Below are 23,488 nucleotides of genomic sequence, written 5' to 3'. Positions count from 1 at the left end.
AATCACCTTTTTGCTTATGATTATATCAAATATTTTTGTTTGTTTTTATGAAAAAAGTAAGTGTGGCAATCATTAAAGATATGCCGGCAAACAGCCAAAAAGCATTCGACATTAATGATATGTTTTTTAACGATATTTTAAATACCAGCATTAACGCTTCTATTGAAAGCGCTATAAGAATTGAAATAATAAATTTTACAAACGTTTTCTTTTCTATATTTTCATCTTTTTTAAAGCTTTTAAAAAACACCTCCTGCTCGAGCAGCGTTTTTGAAAGGTCGAATATCGCAATTGCAATTGTGATGTAAATTATCGGTTTGAAAAAAGACATAATTGAAAGTTCTCCGTGTTTGAATATTTCGTATACCGAATATGCCAGTATTGAAAATGATAAAAACATCATAAAAAATCCGCTCAGGGCGTAAAACAGCTTGGTTGTGGAATCAAATACGGTATGGGTTTCCAGAAGTTTTAGCCTCTCAAGCAGCGTTTTTAAATTAAAATCCAAAAAAAGCGTTTTTTCATTTTGAGGAATCGCTAAAGTAATGCATATATTTCCTGTGGCGGAGCTTTTATAAGGCGTACTCATTAAAGAGTTTTTGAATTCTATTTTTTTAAACAGATATTGTCTTGATTTTCCTTTTTCGTTTCCGTCTTCTTTGTTTCTGTAATAATTAGGAGAAATTTGTGTTTTTGACTCATTGTCTACCACATATATCAGTTCTAAAGATTTAAAATATTCAAAAAGATGTTTCAAATTATGTTCTGAAAGAAGATTTGATGTGTTATTTAAAATGGTGTCTTTTAGAAATGATTCTATAAAAGCCCTGTTTTGTTCGTATATTTCAAGCAGTTCATTCACTGTAAGCCTTTTTTTGGTGATTTATAAAGCTGAATGTGAAATGTTGAATTTAAAAAGGAAGTAAAAGAAAGAACTCTTTTACTTGATTATAGATTGAAGCCTTTTTCACCGTGTTCCGCAGAGTCAAGACCCTCTATTTCAGCATCTTCGTCTACTCTTGCCCCGCCTGTTAGAAGACTTGCCACTTTGAGTACCACTGCAGTCATAACCGCAACGAATACGATTGTTACCAAAACTGATTCGATCTGAACCCATACCTGTCCTAATCTGTCTCCGTGTTTTAGAGGACCGTCCCATGCTAAATCTTTAAGAGCGAATATACCTGTTGCAATTGCACCCCAAAGACCTGCTATAAAGTGAACGCCGAACGCATCTAAAGAGTCATCGTATTTGAATATTTTTTTAAGAACCGTTACACCGAAAAATCCTGTAATACTTCCTCCCATGCCTATAACCAGCGCACCTACAATTCCTACAAAACCTGCTGCAGGAGTAATAGCTACAAGTCCGGCAACCGCACCTGAAGCCGCACCTAAAAGAGTCGGTTTTCCGAATTTAATGTAATCAAGAATAATCCAAGTCACAGCCGCTACTGCCGCTGCAAAGTTTGTCATTATAAATGCGCTTCCGGCTACATTGTCGGCTGCAAATTCGCTACCTGCGTTGAATCCGAACCATCCGAACCATAAAAGAGCCGCACCTAAAGCTGTAAGTATAACGCTGCTAGGCATCATCTGAGTTTTTGGATATCCTCTTCTTTTGCCTATCATAAGCGCTGCAACCAAACCTGCGAGACCACCGTTCATATGTACGACTGTACCGCCGGCAAAGTCAAGAGCTCCGTCGCTCATTAAAAATCCTCCGCCCCATACCATGTGTGCTACAGGTGCATAAACAAATGTTACCCATAATACAACGAATAACAGCCATGTCGAAAATTTAACCCTCTCAATAATACTTCCGCTTGCGATTGCCACGGTAATAGCTGCGAATGTTCCCTGGAATGCGATAAATACATACGTAGGATAACCGCTGCTTTCCAAATCGTTATAGCTTATACCGTTTAAAAACGCGTTTTTCAAATCTCCTATAACTCCGGCTATATTGCCGCTGAAAGCCAAAGAATATCCCCAAAACACCCATACAACCGTTGCTACGGCAAATGCCGAAAATACCATCATATACGTGTTAAGAGCGTTTTTGGCTCTTGTCATTCCGGCATAAAAGAGTGCTAGCCCAGCAGGCGTCATAAGCATAACAAACGCCGTTGCGACCATCATCCATGCGGTATTTCCGCTGTCGAGTTTAGGCTCCCCCGCAAAAGCCAGGCTTGCCAGTCCAAGCAAAGATAAAATTCTAAACAGCATCTCTTCCCCTTTCGCCCGTTCTGATCCTTATAGCTTCTTCCACAGGCAGTATAAATATTTTACCGTCACCGATTTTTCCCGTTTTTGCGTGTTCTGTGATAATTTCAACAGTTTTTTCTACGAAATCGTCATTTACAAAAATTTCAAGTTTAACTTTAGGCAGAAAATCAACCACATATTCCGCACCTCTGTAAAGTTCGGTATGTCCGTGTTGTCTACCGTGACCTTTTACTTCGCTTACAGTAATACCTGTAATGTCTGATTCGATTAAAGCCTCTTTAACTTCATCAAGTTTAAAAGGTTTAATAATGGCTTCGATTTTTTTCATAAGCGCTCCTTTGTGTTTTGTTGTTGTAATTATAATTCTAAATTCTTCTTTTGAAGGCTCTGTTTATGATTAAAAATTAATCACTTAATGTATAAAAATTAATCAATAAGATATAATTAGTCTGATTTTGACTTTTTTATGAAATATGCTAAAATCAAGGAAAAAAGGAGATTATATGTTAGCGCCTAAAAGAAGCGATGTTGATATGAACAGTGAAGAATTTAAAAAAGAAGAAGAAAAAACAAAAAAATTTGTACAAAAAGTAGTGGACCAGTTCGGGTGGTGTTTTAATCCGGATAAAGAAGTGTATGACGCTATCGTTATGGGTCTTACAAGAAATAAATTAATGTACGGTAAAAGATACTGTCCTTGTTTTATACCTATGGGAGACAAAGAAGACAGAATCTGCCCTTGTAAACCGGCAGTAGACCATGAAGTGGCCGAAGGGTGCTGCCACTGCGGAATTTTCTGTAATCCTGAAAAATGTAAAGAGATGGAGGGATAATGAAAGCAGTCGATATAAATTCTCCTGAATTTCAGCAGGAATTTCTTAAAACAGAAAAGTTTGCGCATAAAACTGTTGAACAGTTCGGATGGACTTTTCATCCGGATGAAGAAATTGTCGAGAGAGTTTTAAAAGGCCTTACTAACAATAAGGTTGTTTACGGGAAAAGATTCTGTCCATGTTTTCCGATAGAAGAGAAAGACGGCAGATACGTCAGCAGCGATAACAGAATCTGTCCTTGCCCGCAGGCTATAAAAGAAGAGATTCCAAATGAGGGGGTATGCCACTGCGGAATTTTCTGTACTAATGAATTCGCTCAAAACTATAATAAAGAACATCCTAAAAAAGAAGCCAGGGAAGTTGAAGGTTTAAGCGTAGGAGAGCTTGAAAGAATTTTAGAAAAAGAGCAGATTTTAGGCGAAGAGCTTGAAATACTTTTAAAGGCGAGAGAAGCCGGACTGGTAGATTTCAAGCTTATTGACATAAGAGAACCTTTTGAAAATCAAATGATGAGAATAAAAGGAACGGATGAACTTCTGCCTATAAGCAGGGTTCAGTATGATTTGGATAAATGGATGCAGTATAAAGATAAAAGAATAATTATTTACTGTCATGTAGGAAGCAGAAGCGGATATCTCCAAAGAGCTCTGCAGCAGCAGCTTGGATTTACCAAAGTCGGAAACCTTACTTACGGAATTGCCGATTATTACGGCGAAATAGAAAGAGGATAAAACAGTTAAAAATGAAAAATGTGAAATGAAAATTAGGAGTTAAAATAATGTTTGTTTTAGGAATACCTGTTAAAGACAATATCTGCGTTGGAAGCCGCGAGGCTGAAAAATTTGCGAAAGTTTTCGTAAATAACGGACAGATTGAAAAAATAGATTATGTTGATAACAGGGATGATTTGGTGGGGTTAGTGCATTTTTTTATAACTCCTAAAGAAGAGTATGTTTTTGATTTTTTAGAAGCCGGAGCGGAACCTTTAATGACGCCTTCGGAAGAAATGAGTATTAACGATATAGTGGAAGCGTTTTTATTCAGAGAGCTTTTTTCTTACGGAAGCGTATAAGAAGTGAAAAATTCTGGTGGAGAATTGAAAATGGAGAATGGAAAATTAATTAATGAAATCATAGGATATGAGCCGAATATAAACGTGGGTGTGACGAGCGAAGAATTAAAAAAATTAATTGATTCGGAAGAGAGAAACATAGATGTTTTAGATGATGATTTGAGTGCAAAAAGGTTTTACCATTTCATCGTATGTGATAAAAAAAGGGAAATCAAACCGCTTTTCAGGGCGCTTAGAAACGGCGGATATATGATTTCTCTTGTTGATATGGACGATAATGAACTGTATGATATAGGATTTAGCGCATTAAACAGAATGGACGGAATGCTGATAGCGAAAAAAGTCCATTCATGGAACGACTGGTAAAGGATGAATATGTTTTTAGAAGCTGCTTACGAGGTTGTAAGAAAAAGAGACGAAAAAATAAACGGGTATTTTAAAAAATGTCCTGACGATATAAGAGCTTTGTTTGAAGCGATTTTAAGAGAACTCGGGCTTGAAATAAACGAAGAGAATCTTCTGAGTCTTAAAAAAAGATTTTTTCATCTGCGCGAAGACAGTATTTTAAATCTTCTCAAAAAAGGGAATTTCAGCGAAGAGGAGATAAAAGAGATTCAGCTTGATTTATATGAGCTGACAAAAAATTTCTGGTTAAAAGAACATGAAGAACTGATTCAAAACATGGCACCGTTTGTGGGACCTTTTTACGCCGAGATATTAAGAGGCGTGCACAAAATAGGGATAGCGTTTTCTAAATGGCAGCCTAACTGGACTAAACATATCATTCATACGGTAAATGAAGATTTGAGTAAAGAATTCGGAGGTGACGAAGCAAAAGTTATGGCTTATCTTCTGGAAAAGGACCTTTTGGATAAAGGGCACGACGGAGAAATAGGAGAAAGATGCTATTCTGTATTGGTAAAAGGCGAAAGCGGCAATTATATCGCAAAATGTTATTCCGAAATATTCGAAGATGAAGTAAATGAAGCGGTAAAGGCGATAGATGAGCTTATTTTGAATCTTGAAAATCTTGAAGATGAATATAAACTTCAGTGGATTTTATATTTCCATGCTCTTAAAATGGCTCTTTTAGAAAAAAACAGACACGAACTGATAAAAAAATGGGCGGATGTTGATAAGCTATGGATGGATATAAAATCTCCAGTACAGGTGGGACACCCTCTTGAATATTATGAGGATAAATACAGAAAGGCCGTTGCGCTCGAACTAGATGTCAGGATTAAAAACCCGAAGCTTAAAAGTGAAGTAAAAGACAATATTGTTTTAATGTATAAAAAATACTGTCAAAACGAAAAACTTCTAAAAAGCGCAATTGAGAATATAGAAAAAACACAGCTTTACATTTCATCTCCGGCCACTTTTTACGGAGCGGAATTTAACGGGCTTTTTAGCGCACAGGTGGTTCCTAACGATGAGATAGTAAGCAGGGAAAAAGGCAAAAAAATATTTGCTTTTGTAGACAAAGTGTATGAAGATATAAAAGCCAGACCTAAAATGGCTTTAAGCTATGAGATTTTAGGCAAAGAGTTTATGGATAAATTTTATAATGATTTGGAAGATAAAGATAAATTTATAAAAGTTTACGATATTACGACCATCGGGCATGAATTCGGACATATTTTATGGGTGGATGAAAATACGGAAAGCGTAATGAACAAATCGGGAATGTTTAAAAACGTAGAGGAGTTTAAAGCTACTACAGGCGGACTTATGGCGTTTTTTGAGAATGAAGATACGGAATTAAGAGAAGCTGTTTTGGAAGATACGATAAAAAGGGCTGTAGGACTTATAGCATGGATGGAAGTTGATGAGGTGCTTCCTTACTATATCGAGGGGCTTATCCATTTAACGGGACTTTTTGAAACGGAAGTTGTGAAATTTAACGGTGCAAGTCTGGATTATGATTATTCTAATTATGACAAGCTTAAAAGCTGGTATAAATCTACATATTTAAAACTTGCGCAGTATTATGCAGAAAAAAAAGACGCTAAAGAGTTTTTAGACGGATTTATTTATAAAGATAAAAATTATTATCCTAAAAATAAAGATGCAGATGAATTTGTGAAATATTATTATCAAAGATACAGGGAAATCGGAGATAAAATATACGGCGGTTAATAACACAGCATTGAAAAAGGGGGTAAAATGGAACACGGTAAACTTGATTTGAGTATAGAAAATATAAAAAGACTGCATGAAAAATGTAAGGCTCAGGATAAAGATCTGTATATGTTTTTGAAAGATGAAATGCCTGATATTTCTACTGAAGACAGACTTAAATATTTAGCAACGGTTTTGAATGATTATATTGAAGAGTATGATTGGAATGAAAAAGGCCCCCGTCATAAAGACGAGGGTTATTCAATAGTTAAATTCTGGCCTAAAAAAGATTAGTCGTGAAGACCTTTTTTTGAAAGCCATCCAAGATAGATTAATACAAAACCGTCCATTAAGAAGCTGATTCCTACTATTACACCTACAGTGAACGGTGCGTTAAACGGCCATCCTACGATCATAACGATACCTAACAGCAAACTTAACAGCCCGTTTAGTGCAGCTAATCCCCAACCTTTTAACGGTTTTAAATCAAGCGCCATTCCGAAACTCGCAAATGCGTCCATAAAGAAATACGCCGCAAAAAGAATAGCTACCGCTGCAATACCGCTGCCAGGCCAGATTAATAAAAGTACACCTGTTACAAACAGTAAGAAAACTTTAAACCACGCACCTAAAGATTTTTGGTGAGCTTTAAAAGTAATGTATCCCTGAATGATACTGCTTGATATAAACATAGCGCCTAAAAACACTACGAATGCAACACTTCCCGCAAACGGATCAATAATTGCGAATGTACCGGCAAGTACCATCAGAATACCTGTGATAATCGACATTGTACTGAACTCTTTCAGTTTTTCTTTGTCGATGTTGTTTAATACGAACATTTTTTCCTCCTTAAAAGTTTTACAAGAGTAATTATAAACTATTTTAATATATAAAGTCAAGTAAGTTGAGTAAGAAAGGCTAAAAAGCCTTGTGTAAAATTAATTATCTATAGGAAGACCAGTTGTTGGCATTTCTTCTACAAACCAAGGTAAACCTTGTTTGTTCAGTTGATAAAGAAAAGGACGGGCAGGAAATTCTTCCATGTTTTTAACGCCTGTTTCAAACCATGTTTTAGTAGCTATCATTAAACATCCGATCATTGCGGGCACACCGGTTGTATAGCTTACGCACTGCGCTCCGACTTCTCTGAATGCGCACTGATGATCGCAGATGTTGTATATATAGTATCTTTTTTTCTGTCCGTTTTTATATCCTGTGGCAACTATTCCGATGTGAGTCTGTCCTTTCGTTCTAGGCCCCAGACTCGCAGGATCCGGAAGCACTTTTTTAAGAAATTCCATAGGACTTATTTCGCAGCCTTCTGCAATTTTAATAGGTTCGATACTTGTCATTCCGACATTTTGCAACGCATTCAGATGCCACAGATAATTATCGCTGAATGTCATAAAAAATCTGGCTCTTTTAATGCTCGGGAAGTTTTTGGTAAGACTTTCGAGCTCTTCGTGGTATAGTAAGTAGCTCGGGTACTCTCCGACTTTAGGATATTTCCATTTGAATTTAACGCTCATAGGGTCTATTTCTTTCCACTCTCCGTTTTCGTAATATTTGCCTTTTTGAGTGATTTCACGGATATTTATTTCCGGGTTGAAGTTTGTCGCAAAAGGATATCCATGATCTCCCGCATTACAGTCAAGAATGTCAAGATATTCAATCTCGTCTAAAAGCTCCTGAGCGGCGAATGCCGTAAATACGTTCGTTACACCCGGGTCGAAACCGCTTCCGAGAAGCGCCATAAGTCCCGCTTTTTTAAAATCTTCATGTTTTGCCCACTGTTCTTTGTATTCGAATTTTGCCTCATCCGGATGTTCGTAGTTTGCCGTATCTACGTAATGTGCTCCTGCTTTAAGACACGCGTCCATAATAGCCAGGTCCTGATAAGGCAGGGCTACGTTTAACACGATGTCGCTGTTAGTGTCTTTTATGAGTTTAGCAGTCGCTTCTACGTCCATAGCGTCTATTTCGTAAGTTTTTATTTCTACGCCCAGACGTTCTTTAATGTCTTTTGCAATGGTGTCGCATTTGCTTTTTGTACGGCTGGCCAAAACGATATTTTTAAAAATATGATTGTTCATTGCGGCTTTAAAAGTAGCTACGCGGCTTACTCCTCCGGCTCCGATAATTAATAGATTGCTCATTGTTACTCCTTGATTTCCATGACTTTTATAGGAAGACCGTCTTTTTCCATTTCTTCAAAAAACGGTTTTGCGTCAAATTCTTCCACATTTTTGACGCCTTCATCCCACCAGATCTTTTTAGCCATCAGTTTACATCCGATAATAGCCGGCACACCCGTTGTATAGCTTACACAGTGCGCTCCTGTTTCTTCTATGGCTTTTTCGTGATTGCAGATGTTGTAAATGTAAAATTTTTTCTCAGCTCCGTTTTTTTTGCCTTTGGCTATTACACCGATATTTGTCTGTCCTTTATAATTTTTTACAAGCTCCTGTGGATCCGGAAGCACTTTTGCCAGAAACTGAAGCGGAGAAATTTTTACTCCTTCACATACTTCAATAGGTTCTATACTGAACATTCCGACGTTTTTAAGAGCATTAAAATGATAAAGATACTGATCGCTGAAACACATATAAAATTTTGCGCTTTTTAAATTAGGAAAATGTTTTACTATACTTTCAAGCTCTTCATGCCAGATAAGTATGCTTGTTGCGTCACCGCATTCCGGATAGTCGTGTTTTACCTGTATTTCAAAAGGGTCTGTTGTTTTCCATTCACCGTTTTCCCAGTATTTACCTGGCAGATTAAGCTCTCTTAGATTGATTTCCGGATCGAAGTTTGTAGCGAAATATCTTCCGTGGCTTCCGAAATTACAGTCGTATATCTCTATTTCTTCAAGTTCGTCCAGCAGATAATCCGCTGCGTATTTAACCATGACAGATGTAACTCCCGGATCAAAACCGCATCCTAAAAGAGCCATTGTATGGGCTTTTTTGAAATCTTCGTCAAGCGCCCACTGAAGATCGTAATATGTATCCGGATTGTCTTCTGTTTCTGCAAGAGCTGTATCGAGATATGCGCATCCTGTTTCGATACATGCGTGCATAATAGGCAAATTTTGGTAAGGAAGGGCCACATGGCAGATAATGTCAATATTTTCTTTTCTTATAAGTTCTATAACATTTTCTTTTTTATTTGCGTCAAGGGAATATGTTTTGATTTGAACGCCGAGTCTGTTTTGAATGTCAGCAGCGATATCATCGCATTTTGATTTGGTTTTGCTTGCCAGAACTATTTTTTCAAAAACGTCCGTGTTTTGGGCCGCTTTAAAAGCAGACACTCTTCCGACTCCGCCGGCGCCTATTATTAACAGATTTGCCATTATTCTCCTTTTTTATCAAATTATATCAATTTTTATATCAGTTTTATGTAATTCATTTGTGATATAATTAACATATAGGAAACCGCACAAAAGGATGAAAATGTTTTTCGGAAAAAAAGAAGATAAAAAAGTGCCTGATATCAGGGAAAAAGTAGATGAATGTATTAGAGATTTGAAATCAAAGGTTATAGACGAAACGTTTTTGGAAGGGCTTGATAAATGCAGTAAAACGGAAGAAAAGCTTGATTTTATTATCAATTACCTTGAAAATATAAGTTATGAATTTAATTATTTTATTCAGAATTTCCCTGTAGCGCTTTTTGCAGTTGATCCGAAAAGAAAAATGATTGTCTGGAATAAAGAGTTTGAACATTTAACCGGTTTTAGCGAATATGAAATAAAAAATCTGGACATTCCTCAGGCGCCTAAAATATTATGGCCTAAAAATCCTAAAGAGTGTAAAGTGTGCAAACTAGTCGGGAAATACGACAGCGAGAAAAAAAGCGGAATAGGCGTGGCTGAAATTATGACCAAAAACGGAGAAACAATTCCCGTTTATGTATACATCGAGCCTATCGTAAAAAACGGAGAGGTAGTAAAAACTTATGTTAGCCTTAGAAACTTAATGGCTGAAAGAAAAAAAGAAGCGGAAATAAGAAAAGAATTTTTTGCAAAAGAGGCAAATGAGCTGATTAAAGTATTGGAACATATTTCCAATCATAAACTGAATACGGAATTTACTATTTCCGAAGGGAATGATTTTAAAATCCTGGAAGAGCCTATCAAAGAGATACAAAAAACGCTTAGCAGTCTTGTAGTTTCGCTTAGAAATTCTTCAAATCTTGTAAAAGAGGTTTATGAAGACGTTTCTGACAGACTAAACAGGCTTCTTGAGTGGAATGAAACCAAATTTCTGCCTTCACAGATGGAAGTCAGTAACAGAGCAAACGAGCTTAGCGAGTCAATGAACGAGATTGAAAAAATGGTAGATATAATAAAAGACATAGCAGACCAGACCAATCTGCTTGCTTTAAATGCGGCAATAGAAGCCGCAAGAGCGGGCGAACACGGAAGAGGGTTTGCGGTAGTTGCGGATGAGGTTAGAAAACTAGCGGAAAAATCGCAAAAAAGCGCCAGTGAAATTACGGCTGTTATTAATCTCATAAAATCAAACGTGCACAACATGAATATGGATATAGAAAATACACAAAACGAAGTGAAAGAGCTTATGGGGTCGCTGCAGGAGATTATAGACAAATTTGATTCTATGGCAAGAAATATTTTTGAACTTAACGAAATGATAAAAGATTTTGAGGTTTAAGATGAAAATTTCCTTAATACAGCAGGAATATAAAGGCTCTAAAGAAGCTACCGTAAAGCATACGCTTGAAATGATAGCTAAAGCCAGAGGCGAGCTGATAATACTGCAGGAACTTCACCAGAATGAATATTTCTGTAAAAGCGAAGATACGAAATTTTTCGATTATGCTGAAAGCTTTGAAGAAGATGTGGAATTTTGGAGAAAAGTCAGTCAGGAAAAAAACATTGTCCTTGTCGCCAGTCTTTTCGAAAAGGTGATGGACGGTATTTACTATAACACGGCAGTTGTTTTTGACAGGGGAAATGTGGCCGGAAAATACAGAAAAAACCACATTCCGGACGACCCGGGGTTTTATGAGAAGTTTTATTTTACTCCCGGCGATGAAATGGAGCCTGTAGATACGAGTGTGGGAAGACTTGGCGTGCTTGTATGCTGGGATCAGTGGTATCCGGAAGCTGCCAGAATTATGGCGCTTAAAGGTGCGGAAATAATTATTTATCCTACCGCAATAGGATGGCTAATGTGTCCTGAAGACAGGGTGGATGAACTTTGTGAAAAAGAAAACACCCCTGAAGAAAAAGACAAAATGCTGAATGCATGGATCGCCGTTCAAAGAGGCCATGCCGTTGCAAACGGCGTATATGTGGCGGCGGTAAACAGAGTAGGAAAAGAAAAAGATGAAAGCGGGGTGCTCGGAGGTATAGAATTCTGGGGCAACAGTTTCATATTCGGTCCCCAGGGTGAAGAAATAGCAAAAGGATCGTTTGAAGAAGAAATTATTGAAGCGGAAATAGATTTGAAACAGGCTGCCGAAATAAGAAAAATATGGCCGTTTTTCAGAGACAGAAGAATAGAAAATTACGGCTGTATAACTAAAAGATACTGTTAAGGGGATTAATGAAGTTTTTAGCTATTTTATTCAGTATAGTTGTTTTATACGCTGATGTTAACGTTAATGTGTATGTTGATAAGGAGTTTAAACAAAAACTTCCCAAGCCGTTTGTAAAAAAAGAGTTTAAACACTTAAGCAAAAACGGCTTTTATATATTAAGCTATGACAAACTTCCATTGATAATAGAACATAATTTAAGCGTTATTTCTGGTATAGGAAAACTGAAAACGTATATTCTCTCACATAAAAACCTTAATGATATAAGAGTGGTCGCAAATGCCAATCTGCCGGCTAAGGTGCTTTTTAAGGTGTTCAGTGATGTTAAATATACTACCGCGAGTCTTGATGATTTCAAAAAAAACAAAGTCGACGCAATAGTTACGTCAAAAAAAATATATGTAAAAAACGCTTTTCTTTACGATTTGGATAAGTTGGGGCTTGAATATAATAAATATTATCTCGTAGCAAGCAGGGAGTTTCTTAAAAACAATAAAAACGCCGCGTCGTTTTTAAATGCGTATTTTCCTAAATCAAAAACGAATCCTTCTCTTATTCTCACCGGATATTATTTAAATAAAAAGATTCACCTATCTTCAATGTACGATGATATGTTTAAAGAAATAGTCGCAAAAAAACTTAAAGTAGCGGTAACTCCGTACTGGCCTCCTTTTGATCTGGAAGTTAAAGGGGAACTTAAAGGTATAGGTATAGATTTCTGGAGGCTTATAGCCAAAAGGGCCGGGCTTGATTATGAAATTATTACGCAGCCGATATGGATAAAAATCTTAAACGGGATTAAAAATAAACAATACGACATTACGCCTAATACGTCCGAGACGCCGGACAGAAAAAAATATGCGATTTTTTCAAAACCTTATGTTGAGTTTCCTTTGGCTATAGCCTGCAGAAACGGGCTTAGCATTAAAAAAATCGACGATATCACCTCACTGGCTGTCGGTTATCATTACACCGCCCATAAAATGATGAAACAGCATTATCCTTATTTAAATTATGTGCCCGCTAAAAGCGTAATAGACGCATTTGAACTTGTAAGAGACAGAAAAGCGGAATGTGTGGTGGATGTGCTTCCGACTATCGTCTGGCTTATTAATCAAAAAAACATAGGTGATATGAGAATCTATTTTAAGACACCGTTTACGTTTAAACTTCAGATTATGTTAAGAAAAAATTTAAAAGGCGTAAGGGATAAAATCAATAAAGCCATAGACAGTCTTTCCGTATATGACAAAAATAAAATTATTTCCAAATACATTGGTGAAAAAATATATATAAAAGAAAACGGCTTTAGCGTATGGTTTTATCTTATTATCGCGGTTCTTATAATCGTAATTGTTTTTGTCGTATATAAAGCTAAAAATTATAAATTGAAATCGGAATTCGACGCACTTACCAAAATTTACAACAGAGGCACTATTGAAAAACTGCTTCATAAAAAAATAAAAGAAACAGACGGAAGTATAATATTTTTTGACATTGACCATTTCAAACAGGTAAACGACAAACACGGACATGAAAAAGGGGATCTGGTACTTGCCTCTTTAGCCAGAATTATTAAAGAAAATATCAGAAAAAGCGACTTATTCGGTAGATGGGGAGGCGAAGAATTTGTTATTATTCTGCCGAACGCTTCTTTTAACGCGGCGCATAAAATTGCTGAGAAATTAAGAAAAATTATTGAAAACAGCGATTTTGACGGTTTAAAAATCACTATAAGCGCCGGGGTTACTGAATTTAAAAAAGGTGAAAATGAAAATGACGTTATAAACAGAGTCGATGAAGCGTTATATGAAGCGAAAAACAGTGGTAGAAATCAAGTAAAAGGTAAAAAATGAAAATAGCTCCTAGTATTTTAAGTGCTGATTTTGGAAATTTGGCGGATGATGTAAAAGCGGTATGCGAAGCCGGTGCCGATTATATACACGTGGACATAATGGACGGGCATTTTGTGCCGAATATGACAATGGGTCCTATGGTTGTTGATGCTGTGGCCAAAGTGGCTACAAAACCTTTGGATATACATTTTATGGTTGAGAACATACCGTTTTTTATAGATCTTTATAAACATCTCAAACCCGAATTTATTTCTTTTCATATAGAAGAAGAAAAACATATAAACAGAGTTATTCAAAAAATACGCAGCGAAGGAATCCGTCCGGCTGTGGTACTGAATCCCGCAACTCCTGTATGCCTTTTGGAAAATATAGCGGCGGATGTGGATATGGTGCTTTTGATGAGCGTGAATCCGGGATTTGGAGGTCAAAAGTTTATTCCTGAAGTACTTGATAAAGTAAAAGAATTAAGAAATTTGGCAGAGCGTAAAAATCCTGATCTTTTAATAGAAATAGACGGAGGCGTTAATGATAAAAACGCTCCTTTGCTTAAAGAAGCCGGAGCTGACATACTTGTAGCAGGAAGTTATGTTTTTAAACAAGAAGATTATAAAAAAGCCATAGAGAGTCTCAGGGTATGAGGGTAAAGATCTGCGGCATTACTAACTATGAAGACGCTAAACTGGCCTGTGACGCGGGAGCGGATGCGTTAGGGTTTGTGACATATCAGAAGTCTCCAAGGTTTATAAAACCGGAAGAGATAAAAAAGATAATTACCAAACTGCCTCCGTTTGTTACTAAAACGGTTCTTTTTGTAAATGTGGATGCCAAGTATGTAAACGAAGTGATGGATTACACGAAAGCGGATCTTGCGCAGATACATTTTGAGGCGGATGATAAATTTTATGAAAGTCTTAAGTGCAGGCATATAAAAGTAATCCGTGCGAAAGAAAAAAACGATATTGAAAAATTTACGGGAGAGTATAAAATAGTCGACGCTTATGTTCCGGAATATGGAGGAAGCGGTAAAAGAGTGGCTCTTGAATGGTTTGAAGGAAGGGATAATTCGGATATTATCCTTGCAGGCGGGCTGTCTGCCGAAAATGTTTTTGAAGTCGGAAGATACGGATTTTACGGTGTGGATGTCAGCAGCGGCGTAGAAAGAGAACCCGGAAAGAAAGATAAAAGAAAAGTAAGAAAATTTATAGAGCTTGCCAAATACGGTTTCAGATGCGGATAAGAATAGTAGATAGTAAATAGTTGATAGTAGATGGTTTATAGTGGATGGTGGATGGTTAACGGTTGATGGTAAATTGTGGATGGTATTAAAATAAAAAGGTAAAGATTGAAAGCGTTCGTATTAAAAAAAATTGCCCAGCATTTAAAGAAATATAAATATATTAAAAGGGCGCTCAGGGTTGATGAAAACCTGATTTTAATGCAGTTTGACAAAGACAAGTATTATTTTGACCTTACAAAAGGCAGCGGGGATATTTATATAAATATAGACTATCCTCTCTCACGCAAGTTTCAGGCGCCTTTTGACATTGTTTTAGAAAAAAAGTTTACAAAAGCGGAAATTGTGAACGTTGAGGTAAAAGAGAGGATTCTTACAATTACGGCCAAAAACCAGAACCGTTTTAAAGAAGAGAGAGTAAAAATAAGATTTGAATTTACGGGGCGGTATACAAACGCCATTATTCTTGATGAAAACTACACAGTGATAGAGTCTTTGAGGCATATAAGCGAAAGCCAGTCTTCGAGGGTTGTAAAGCCGGGAGTTAAACTTGAGGAACTGCCGCCTTTTGAAATTAAGGAAAAAGAGTTTGAAATAGAAGATCTTGAAAGTTACACAAAAGATCTTTTTGAAAAAAAATACCAAAACCGCCTAAAACAGAAAAAAGAAGCGATAATTAACCGTATTAATAAAAAAATAAAAGAGATCCAAAAAAAACTTTCAAAACTCGATGATGAACAGAAACTTCTTGAAAAAGCGGAACTTTATAAAAAATACGCCGATATTTCAATGGCTAACCTGTATCAGATTAAACCGTACAGCAAAGAGCTTAAAACATATGACTTCGAAGGCAATGAAATAACAATTCCGCTGCCTGAGCTGAAAAACGTCAACGAAGTGGGAAATTATTTTTACAGCCTTGCCAAAAAGGCTAAAAGAAAAGCCCAAAATCTTCATATAGAAAAAGGACATCTAAATTCTCAGCTTGAGTTTTTGGAAAATTATAAAAAACTTATTGAAAAAACGCAGGATTTGGGAAGTTTAAACTATTACAGACCTCCTAAAAAAGAAAAAAGCGCTGATGAAAATGTTGCCGAGTTTTTTATAGACGATTATAAAATAATGGTCGGAAAAAATGAAAAAGGAAATATAAAACTGTTAAAAACGGCAAACGCAAATGATTTATGGCTGCATATTAAAGATTATCCGGGTGCGCATGTAATTATAAAAAACAATAAACTCTCCATTCCTCAGCAGGTAATAAACGAGGCTGCAAAACTAGCAGTTGCGTTTTCTAAAAAAAATGAAGGAAATGTCGATTATACTAAAAGAAAATTTGTAAAGGTCAAAGATGGCGCTAACGTAGAGTATGGCAAATATTCGACTGTAAAGGTGAAAATATGAGCTTAATAGGACAAGTGACATTAATAAATCAAAACATGCATGTGGCATCCGCAATGGCTGCCGATAATATTGCCAGAGAGCAGATAAGCAAAGAGACACAGAAAATAATTAATGAAGAAAAAGAGCTTAAAGTTAAAGAAGTAAGACCTGTGGAACAGACTGAAAAAATTCTTCCGGAAGACGATTCCAAAGAAGAAATAGAAAGAGAAAGCAGACATATAGATTTAAAAGCTTAACAGCACAAGTCTGTAAAGTAAGTAAGCGGTTAAGTTGTCAAGACACTGCCGTCTTTACAGCTTAGCTACTTATCCACTTCAAAACTTTAATATAGTATAATTAGAAAAAAGGAATTTAATGAAAGAACGTTTAATAACGTCACTGGTACTTATAGTCATTTTATTGATAGTAGGGATAATTGATAACAGATTTGTAACGGGACTGTTTATCGGAGCTATTGCGATTGGAGGCGTTTTAGAAGCTCAAAAACTTTTCAAAACGGAAGAGAGGGAGATTTTTTATATTGCTGCTGCGTCTGTTGCTCTTTCTTTAATAATAAATCCTTTGGCCGCCGCTGTTTTCGGAGTGATTGTAAGCGTATCGTATATAGCTTATTATCAGAAAGACTTAAAAATTTTGTCTCCGGTATTGTATCCTTTGGTTTCTTTAATGATTTTATATGCCCTTTATGTAAAAAACTCAATGGGAATTATAGGGTGGCTTATTGTAATAGTGGCTTTAACGGATTCATTGGCTTATTTTACAGGTAAAAATTTTGCAAAAAAATTTATACCTCAAGGATTTTGCGCTACGTCTCCTAACAAATCATGGGAAGGTGTAATAGGCGGAGTGGCCGGCGCTACTGTTATTGGCGCTTTTGTAGGGTTATATTTTATGGGGTTTTTCCAGGCGTTTTTTATTTCCCTTCTTGTAAGTCTCTCAAGTGTTTTTGGCGATCTGTTTGAAAGTTATCTGAAAAGAAGAGCAGGAGTAAAAGACAGCGGGGATATACTTCCGGGACACGGAGGAATACTCGACAGAATCGACGGTTATCTGTTTGCCGCACCTGTAATGTTTGTATTAATGGGGGCTTAATTGGTTGTTTTAGGCTCTACAGGAAGTATAGGTGTAAATACCCTGGAAATAGCCAGAAGATACGGTTTGGAAATAGAAGCTCTGGCTGCAGGAAACAACTTTGAGCTTCTGAATAAACAGATTAAAGAATTTTCACCTAAATACGTTGTCGTAAAAGATAAAAAAACGGCTGAAAAAATAGAATTTAAAGACGTTTTATACGGCGAAGAGGCTCTGCTTGAAATTATTGAACGTGTAAAAAGCCCGCTGATTGTAAACGCGCTGGTTGGAGATGCCGGACTGAAACCTACTCTTAAAGCACAGGAATGCAATAAAAAAATAGCGCTTGCAAATAAAGAATCTCTTGTAAATGCCGGTAAATTTATAAATACTGCAAAAATAACCCCTATAGACAGCGAACATTTCGCTCTTTGGTATCTTTTAAATGAAAAGTCTAAAGTAAAAAGTGAAAAATGCAATGCAAAAAAACTTTATATAACCGCAAGCGGAGGGGCTCTTAGAGACTGGGACATGGAAGATATCAAAAAAGCGACTCTTAAAGACGTTCTTAATCATCCTAACTGGTCTATGGGTGTCAAAATAACTATAGATTCGGCAACAATGGTAAATAAGCTTTTTGAACTGCTTGAAGCAAAATGGCTCTTTAACACTTCCGATATTGACGCTTTTATAGAAACAAAATCCGTAATACACGCCCTTGTAGAATGGAATGACGGCTCAACCACCGCCCATATAAGTAAAACGGATATGAAACTGCCTATTGCCTATGCTGTTATGGATGAGGTCGGCGATGAGATTTTAGAACCGGTAAATCTATTAGAAGTGGGAAATTTAGAATTTAGAAAAATAGAACCGCAGAGGTATCCCGTATGGGATATTAAAAATCTGCTTTTGGAAAAACCTGATTTGGGGGTTGTTGTAAATACGGCCAATGAGTTTGCCATTGAGAGATTTTTGCAAAATAAAATATCTTTTTCTGCCATAAGCAGCACAATATTGCAGGCGGTTAAAAAATTTGAAAATATAGATATTAACAGTATAGAAGATATATTTGAAGTAAAAAAAGAAGTAAAGGTTTGGTGTGAGAGTGATTTTATTTGATCTTGACGGAACGCTTATAGATTCTACGGAAGCTATTCTCGAAGGTTTTAACGTCTCTTTTAAGTCGTTTGGAAAAGAACCTCCCGCAGCTGAAGAGATAAAAAAACTTATAGGCCTGCCTCTTGATGTAATGTTTTCTAAACTAGGCGTGGAAAAAGAGAAGGTATGGGATTATGTTGATACGTATAAAAAACATTACCGTAAGATTTCAAAACAGAAAACGGTGCTGCTTCCTTTTGCTAAAGAAGCCGTAATGGAAGCTTCGAAATTTGCAAGGCTCGGAATTGTTACGACAAAAACCGGAGAGTATTCAAAGGAGCTTTTGGAACATTTTGGAATTATGAAATATTTTGAGGTTTTAATAGGCAGAGAACACGTTCAAAACCCAAAACCTCATCCTGAACCCGTTCTTAAAGCCGTTCATATAATGAATGCCGTTAAAGAGGCAACATGGATGATAGGCGATACCTGTCTTGATATGGTGAGCGCCAAAGAAGCTGGCGTTAAGTATATAGGCGTTAAATGGGAATATGAATCTTTGCATAATATGAAAAAATGTGCTGAAATAATAAAAGACAACGCACTTGAAGCGGTTCTTTATATAAAAGGAAAAAGAAATTAAAATTTCTTCCAGAAATCTCTGCTTAAAAGCATTAAGACGGTAAAAAATTCAAGTCTTCCGATTATCATTCCTATTGCCAGTACAAATTTCTGCGTCTGTGTGAAAAACGCGAAATTATCTACAGGCCCCACATGTCCGAATCCAGGTCCTATGTTTCCTACGCAGGCTATTGACGCGCTTAAGGAGGTAAGCGTGTCGTAACCGTTCCCGAATAAATAAAGCGCAATGGCTGTCACTGTTAAAATATATAAGAATATAAATGCGCTTACGTTGTTGATAATTGTCTGAGGGACGGTTTTATTATCTACTTTTACGGATATAATGGCGTTAGGGAAAAGAGTTTTTTTAATCTGGTATTTAAGGTTTTTAAACATTACAACAAACCTGATTACTTTAATTCCTCCGGCGGTACTTCCGGCGTTACCTCCGACAAGCATCGCTATAAAGATAAGGGCTATCGCCCATTGACCCCACTGCGAATAATCCACCGTTGCAAAACCTGTAGTAGTTAGGATGGAGCTTATTGTAAAAAATCCGTGCGTTAAAGCATAAAAAAGGGAATCATGAGTGTTAAAATAATGAACCATACTCACTCCGATTGACAAAACAATGAAAATAACCGTATACCAAATAACTTCTTCGCTTTTATACCCGCTGTAATCTTTTTTTAGGAGTTTAATGTGTGCTATAAAGTTTATACCGGAAATAAACATAAAAAACGTTGTTGTCCAGAGTATCCAAGGGTTGTGAAGCCAGTAGCCCATTGATTCGTTTTTGGTTGAAAAACCGCCCGTCGATATGGTTGCAAACGCATGGTTGATGGCGTCAAAAAGACTCATTCCCTCAAATTTAAGCAATAATGCGTCTATAAACGTAATTGTAAAATACACTCCCCATAATTTAAGGGCGGTATGTTTTATTTTAGGGGTTACTTTATCGGGTGTGATTCCAGTAGATTCACCTTTAAACAGGGCTAGTGATCCGGTAGGGTTGATTAGAGATAAAAGACCGACTCCGAGCACGATAATACCCATACCACCGATCCAGTGCATGGTGCTTCTGAGCATTAAAATGTTTTTAGGAAGGTCGGCTATATCCGAATATATAGTCGCACCCGTTGTAGTAAATCCGCTGGCGGCTTCAAAAAACCCGTCTATGAAAGTAACATGTGTTTCAAGCATAAGAGGTATTGCACCTAAGGTGGAAAGCATTATCCATACGAGATTAACGCTTAAAATGGCGTCTTTGATTTTCATTTTCATTTCGTGGTTTCTCAGCCACAGAAGTATAAGTATGAATATAAAGGTGCTTACTGCGGAATAGAGCACGAAAGATTTGATGTTTTCATGATATATTATTCCCGTAATCATAGGTATTAAAAAGAAAAATTCCGTCATCAGGCCGACAAGCGCTAAAAATTTTAGAATATTTTTTATTGTGTTTTTATCCATTTTTTATCCTGTGTTGGAATTTTTAAAAGTATAATTATAGCATTATCAGATATAAAAGAGTGTTAAAAAAGGGATTAAAATTTTTTCCAGAACTGTCTGGTCAGAAGTATCAAAACAGTATAACATTCCAGTCTTCCGATTATCATTCCTATGGCAAGCACTACTTTGTCAAATCCGCTAAATCCGGAAAAATTATATACGGGACCGACATGCTGAAGGCCTACACCTATATTGCCTACACATTCAAGTGTGGCGGAAAGAGAAGTTAATGCGTCATGCCCTCCCGCAAACAGAATAAGAGATATTACGGTTACGGTTAAAATATATAAAAATATAAATGCGCTTACATTGTTTACCACATATCTTGAGACCGTTTTTTTGTCTATTTTTATAGAGAGTATTGCATTTGGATAAAGAATTTTCTGGATCTGGTATTTAAGGTTTTTAAACATTACAACAAAACGGATGGTTTTTATACCTCCCGCGGTGCTTCCGGCATTACCTCCAAAAAGCATAGTTACAAGAATAAGTGCCTGTGCTAGATGCGTCCATGTATCGTAGTTGACTGTGGCAAATCCCGTACAGGTAAGTATTGAGGTAATGGTAAAAAATCCGTTGGTAAGTGAAAAAAAGAAAGTGTTGTTTGAATGAAAATAATGAACAAGACTTAAAGCGAGTGAAAACACCAAAAAGATTATAACGTACCATTTAACCTCTTCGCTTTTATATCCAGAAAAATCGCCTTTTATAAGTTTTATATGGGCTATAAAGTTCATACCTGAAATAAACATAAAAAATATAGCAGTCCATAGTATCCAGGGGTTGTTAATCCAATATCCGAAAGAGTTGTCTTTTGTAGAAAAACCTCCCGTGGCGACACAGGCAAACGCCTGGTTGATTGCGTCAAACCAGTTCATTCCTTCTAGTTTGAAAAGAACGATGTTAGCCACTATCATACAAAAATACACAATCCATAATATTAGAGCGGTGTGTTTTATCTTCGGAGTGATTTTATCGGGGGTTATACCGGTGGATTCGGATTTGAAAAGTGCGAGTGTCCCTGTCGGGTTGATAATGGACAAAAGTCCTATTCCTAAAACGATAATACCCATACCTCCGAAAAAATTGGTGGTGCTTCTTAACATCAGAACCGTTTTAGGAAGGTTGCTTACCTCCGGATATATAGTGGCTCCGGTTGTAGTAAAGCCGCTTACCGATTCAAAAAAAGCGTCTATAAATGAAATATGCGTCATCATTATCATAGGAATCGCAGCAAGAACAGAAACCATCAGCCAAACCAGGTTCACGCTGAGAATGGCCTCTTTTATTTTCATTTCGATTTTGTGGTTTTTCAGCCAGTATAAAATAAGTCCGAAAAGCAGGGTGGTGGTAATGGTGAAAAAAATAAAACCGTCTATGTTTTCATGATATATTACTCCAGTCGTTACGGGAATAAGGAAAAATAGGTTGTTTAACAAACCTACAAGCGCTAAAAATTTTAGTATGTTTTTTACAGAGCTTCTATCCACTTCCTGTTTCCTGAAAAATTAAACTCCATAACTATATCGTTTGGTTCGAGTTCCATTTTGTCTTTTAATTCGATGATTCTGTCGTTTCTAATGATAAGAGTTTTATTGTTTTCCTTAGGAGGAGTTACTTTTTTAGGCTGAAATATCTGTTTAATGAATATTTTGCCTTTGGCTCCTAAGAAAAATCTTTCGTATATTAAAAGTCTGGAATCTATTTCTTCCAGTATTTCGTAATAAGCAGCGATTTTAGGCCCTCTTATAGTTGAGAGTTTTAATGAGTGCATAAGAGAATAGTAATTTAAGTTATTATTGATAGTTATTATTTTTTTGATTCCGAGTTTTTTTGCCTGAAGGGACTTGATAATATTGCTTTCGTCTTTAAGCGAAGCAGCTATGGCTATATCTGAATAGTGAAGGCCTTCGTTAATAATCATCTCCTCGTCTTCATAAGATGAGTTGATTACCATTGCCTCTTCTCCGAGCAGTTCCGCTGCTATTGTAGCCTGCGCTTCGTCTTTTTCTAGTATTTTTACGTTTAAATTGAAAGATATCAGTATTTTGGCTATTTCGATACCCAGAGGATTTGCACCGTATATAAGCACATTTTGTATAACCTCCGGTGAAACGGTGTCAAGTTTGTTTATTATGTTTTTTAGTTTTTCTTTTTCACCGAAAATATAAAGAAGGTCTTCTTCTTCGATGTAGTCTTCTTCGTTTAAAAACAGAAACTCTTCTCCTCTTTGTACGCCTATTACTATTACGTCTTCATCGTTAATAGCGGAAACTTTGTCTATTTCCGGTTTTTGAACCGTTAATGACAGAAGTATAAAATCGTTAAAAGGAAATTCTTTTATATTGTTGGCTTTAGGAAATTCAATTAGCTTTGCCACCGCCGTAGCCGATAGTTTATATGGAAAAATAAGTCTGTTAATATTCAGTTTTTGAAAGTTTGTAGATATGTATGATGTATTTGTAAGTCTGACTATGGTGTTTTCTATATCTATAAGGTTTTCCGTGACTATCGTTGAGATAAGATTGATTTCGTCATTGTTTGTTACCGCAATAAAAAAGTCGAATTTTTCTTCAAGGCCCATATATGCCCTTGAATCTCTCAAATCCGCACATATGGTCATAACGTCAAGCGTTTCTTTAAGCATTTCAAGCGCTTTTTCGTTTTTGTCAATAATTACCACGTTATGTTTGTGCGACAGAGCTTTTGCAACGTTATAGCCGACTTTTCCGGCACCTGCTATTAATATGTTCATATATAGCCTTTTTCTAAAATTACAACTGATTATTATAGCACTAAAACAGTAAAGATGTAAAAAAATGCATGTGATTTAATTAAAACTTATACATAAAAGAGCTGTGTATAC

Annotated in this window: 25 protein-coding genes and 1 pseudogene; 17 read left to right on the top strand and 9 right to left on the bottom strand. The window is 36.4% G+C overall.

The features are described from left to right. Positions 1–25 precede the first annotated feature (25 nt). From ACZ5EP_RS06670 to ACZ5EP_RS06660, 3 genes are all read right to left on the bottom strand, one after another. The gene (locus tag ACZ5EP_RS06670; RefSeq protein ID WP_464508481.1) at positions 26–862 is read right to left on the bottom strand and encodes a PDC sensor domain-containing protein; all 837 of its coding nucleotides are present in this window, start codon (positions 860–862) and stop codon (positions 26–28) included. Positions 863–948: 86 nt separating this feature from the next. Further along, the gene (locus tag ACZ5EP_RS06665) at positions 949–2,229 is read right to left on the bottom strand and encodes an ammonium transporter (RefSeq protein ID WP_464508480.1); all 1,281 of its coding nucleotides are present in this window, start codon (positions 2,227–2,229) and stop codon (positions 949–951) included. After that, positions 2,219–2,557, bottom strand: a complete 339-nt coding sequence (locus tag ACZ5EP_RS06660; protein ID WP_127679317.1) for a P-II family nitrogen regulator — start codon at positions 2,555–2,557, stop codon at positions 2,219–2,221. The genes ACZ5EP_RS06665 and ACZ5EP_RS06660 overlap by 11 nt, the downstream gene beginning before the upstream one ends. A gap of 175 nt (positions 2,558–2,732) precedes the next feature. Here ACZ5EP_RS06660 and ACZ5EP_RS06655 point away from each other — a divergent pair, with 175 nt between their 5' ends. Genes ACZ5EP_RS06655 through ACZ5EP_RS06630 form a run of 6 tightly spaced genes read left to right on the top strand, consistent with a single transcriptional unit; the run spans position 2,733 to position 6,549 of the window. Beyond that, the gene (locus tag ACZ5EP_RS06655; protein WP_464508479.1) at positions 2,733–3,062 is read left to right on the top strand and encodes a ferredoxin-thioredoxin reductase catalytic domain-containing protein; all 330 of its coding nucleotides are present in this window, start codon (positions 2,733–2,735) and stop codon (positions 3,060–3,062) included. Continuing rightward, complete coding sequence (locus ACZ5EP_RS06650; RefSeq protein ID WP_464508478.1) at positions 3,062–3,793, top strand: ferredoxin-thioredoxin reductase catalytic domain-containing protein; 732 nt, start codon at positions 3,062–3,064, stop codon at positions 3,791–3,793. The genes ACZ5EP_RS06655 and ACZ5EP_RS06650 overlap by 1 nt, the downstream gene beginning before the upstream one ends. 47 nt (positions 3,794–3,840) lie before the next feature. Further along, the gene (locus ACZ5EP_RS06645) at positions 3,841–4,134 is read left to right on the top strand and encodes a hypothetical protein (RefSeq protein ID WP_127679320.1); all 294 of its coding nucleotides are present in this window, start codon (positions 3,841–3,843) and stop codon (positions 4,132–4,134) included. A 30-nt stretch (positions 4,135–4,164) separates the two neighbouring features. Then, a complete protein-coding gene (locus tag ACZ5EP_RS06640; RefSeq protein WP_464508477.1) occupies positions 4,165–4,500 on the top strand; it encodes a hypothetical protein in 336 nt (111 codons plus the stop codon). A gap of 9 nt (positions 4,501–4,509) precedes the next feature. Continuing rightward, a complete protein-coding gene (gene ciaB / locus ACZ5EP_RS06635) occupies positions 4,510–6,273 on the top strand; it encodes an invasion protein CiaB (protein ID WP_464508476.1) in 1,764 nt (587 codons plus the stop codon). A 27-nt stretch (positions 6,274–6,300) separates the two neighbouring features. Then, complete coding sequence (locus ACZ5EP_RS06630) at positions 6,301–6,549, top strand: hypothetical protein (RefSeq protein ID WP_464508475.1); 249 nt, start codon at positions 6,301–6,303, stop codon at positions 6,547–6,549. Here ACZ5EP_RS06630 and ACZ5EP_RS06625 read toward each other — a convergent pair. From ACZ5EP_RS06625 to ACZ5EP_RS06615, 3 genes are all read right to left on the bottom strand, one after another. Further along, positions 6,546–7,097: an HdeD family acid-resistance protein gene (locus tag ACZ5EP_RS06625; RefSeq protein WP_464508474.1), complete on the bottom strand. Its 552-nt coding sequence runs from the start codon at positions 7,095–7,097 to the stop codon at positions 6,546–6,548. The two genes, ACZ5EP_RS06630 and ACZ5EP_RS06625, sit on opposite strands and share 4 nt — an antisense overlap. A 99-nt stretch (positions 7,098–7,196) precedes the next feature. Beyond that, positions 7,197–8,414, bottom strand: coding sequence for a saccharopine dehydrogenase family protein (locus tag ACZ5EP_RS06620; protein WP_464508473.1), 1,218 nt, complete (start codon positions 8,412–8,414; stop codon positions 7,197–7,199). A 2-nt stretch (positions 8,415–8,416) separates the two neighbouring features. Further along, positions 8,417–9,613 (bottom strand): saccharopine dehydrogenase family protein, encoded by a 1,197-nt coding sequence (locus ACZ5EP_RS06615; RefSeq protein ID WP_127679326.1) that lies wholly within the window; start codon positions 9,611–9,613, stop codon positions 8,417–8,419. A gap of 94 nt (positions 9,614–9,707) precedes the next feature. Between ACZ5EP_RS06615 and ACZ5EP_RS06610 the strand changes: the two are divergent. From ACZ5EP_RS06610 to ACZ5EP_RS06560, 11 genes and pseudogenes are all read left to right on the top strand, one after another. Continuing rightward, positions 9,708–10,193: pseudogene (locus tag ACZ5EP_RS06610) on the top strand (PAS domain S-box protein); the annotation flags it as partial. Positions 10,194–10,577: 384 nt separating this feature from the next. Then, positions 10,578–10,934 (top strand): methyl-accepting chemotaxis protein, encoded by a 357-nt coding sequence (locus ACZ5EP_RS06605; RefSeq protein WP_464509639.1) that lies wholly within the window; start codon positions 10,578–10,580, stop codon positions 10,932–10,934. A 1-nt stretch (position 10,935) separates the two neighbouring features. Further along, positions 10,936–11,823, top strand: a complete 888-nt coding sequence (locus ACZ5EP_RS06600; RefSeq protein WP_464508472.1) for a carbon-nitrogen hydrolase — start codon at positions 10,936–10,938, stop codon at positions 11,821–11,823. A gap of 8 nt (positions 11,824–11,831) precedes the next feature. Further along, positions 11,832–13,679: a transporter substrate-binding domain-containing diguanylate cyclase gene (locus ACZ5EP_RS06595; protein WP_464508471.1), complete on the top strand. Its 1,848-nt coding sequence runs from the start codon at positions 11,832–11,834 to the stop codon at positions 13,677–13,679. Continuing rightward, the gene (gene rpe / locus ACZ5EP_RS06590; RefSeq protein WP_464508470.1) at positions 13,676–14,317 is read left to right on the top strand and encodes a ribulose-phosphate 3-epimerase; all 642 of its coding nucleotides are present in this window, start codon (positions 13,676–13,678) and stop codon (positions 14,315–14,317) included. The genes ACZ5EP_RS06595 and rpe overlap by 4 nt, the downstream gene beginning before the upstream one ends. Then, positions 14,314–14,916 (top strand): phosphoribosylanthranilate isomerase, encoded by a 603-nt coding sequence (locus ACZ5EP_RS06585; protein ID WP_464508469.1) that lies wholly within the window; start codon positions 14,314–14,316, stop codon positions 14,914–14,916. The genes rpe and ACZ5EP_RS06585 overlap by 4 nt, the downstream gene beginning before the upstream one ends. Before the next feature lie 105 nt (positions 14,917–15,021). After that, the gene (locus tag ACZ5EP_RS06580) at positions 15,022–16,317 is read left to right on the top strand and encodes an NFACT RNA binding domain-containing protein (RefSeq protein ID WP_464508468.1); all 1,296 of its coding nucleotides are present in this window, start codon (positions 15,022–15,024) and stop codon (positions 16,315–16,317) included. Beyond that, entirely contained in the window at positions 16,314–16,553 is a 240-nt protein-coding gene (locus ACZ5EP_RS06575; RefSeq protein WP_127679333.1) for a hypothetical protein, read from the top strand. Before ACZ5EP_RS06580 ends, ACZ5EP_RS06575 begins: the two co-directional genes overlap by 4 nt. A 118-nt stretch (positions 16,554–16,671) precedes the next feature. Next, positions 16,672–17,409, top strand: a complete 738-nt coding sequence (locus ACZ5EP_RS06570; RefSeq protein WP_464508467.1) for a phosphatidate cytidylyltransferase — start codon at positions 16,672–16,674, stop codon at positions 17,407–17,409. After that, positions 17,410–18,510 (top strand): 1-deoxy-D-xylulose-5-phosphate reductoisomerase, encoded by a 1,101-nt coding sequence (dxr, locus tag ACZ5EP_RS06565; RefSeq protein ID WP_464508466.1) that lies wholly within the window; start codon positions 17,410–17,412, stop codon positions 18,508–18,510. Then, positions 18,491–19,132: an HAD family hydrolase gene (locus tag ACZ5EP_RS06560; RefSeq protein WP_464508465.1), complete on the top strand. Its 642-nt coding sequence runs from the start codon at positions 18,491–18,493 to the stop codon at positions 19,130–19,132. The genes dxr and ACZ5EP_RS06560 overlap by 20 nt, the downstream gene beginning before the upstream one ends. On the opposite strand, the gene ACZ5EP_RS06555 is transcribed toward ACZ5EP_RS06560, so the two are convergent. The 3 genes from ACZ5EP_RS06555 to ACZ5EP_RS06545 form a co-directional block, all read right to left on the bottom strand. Continuing rightward, on the bottom strand, positions 19,129–20,583 hold the full coding sequence (locus tag ACZ5EP_RS06555; RefSeq protein WP_464508464.1) for a TrkH family potassium uptake protein: 1,455 nt from the start codon (positions 20,581–20,583) through the stop codon (positions 19,129–19,131). The genes ACZ5EP_RS06560 and ACZ5EP_RS06555 overlap by 4 nt on opposite strands. A 74-nt stretch (positions 20,584–20,657) precedes the next feature. Beyond that, a complete protein-coding gene (locus ACZ5EP_RS06550; RefSeq protein WP_464508463.1) occupies positions 20,658–22,112 on the bottom strand; it encodes a TrkH family potassium uptake protein in 1,455 nt (484 codons plus the stop codon). Next, positions 22,094–23,377 (bottom strand): NAD-binding protein, encoded by a 1,284-nt coding sequence (locus ACZ5EP_RS06545; RefSeq protein WP_464508462.1) that lies wholly within the window; start codon positions 23,375–23,377, stop codon positions 22,094–22,096. The genes ACZ5EP_RS06550 and ACZ5EP_RS06545 overlap by 19 nt, the downstream gene beginning before the upstream one ends. Positions 23,378–23,488 lie beyond the last annotated feature (111 nt).

The organism is Nautilia abyssi, from assembly GCF_055388085.1.
This window is presented reverse-complemented; position numbering and strand designations above follow the sequence as displayed.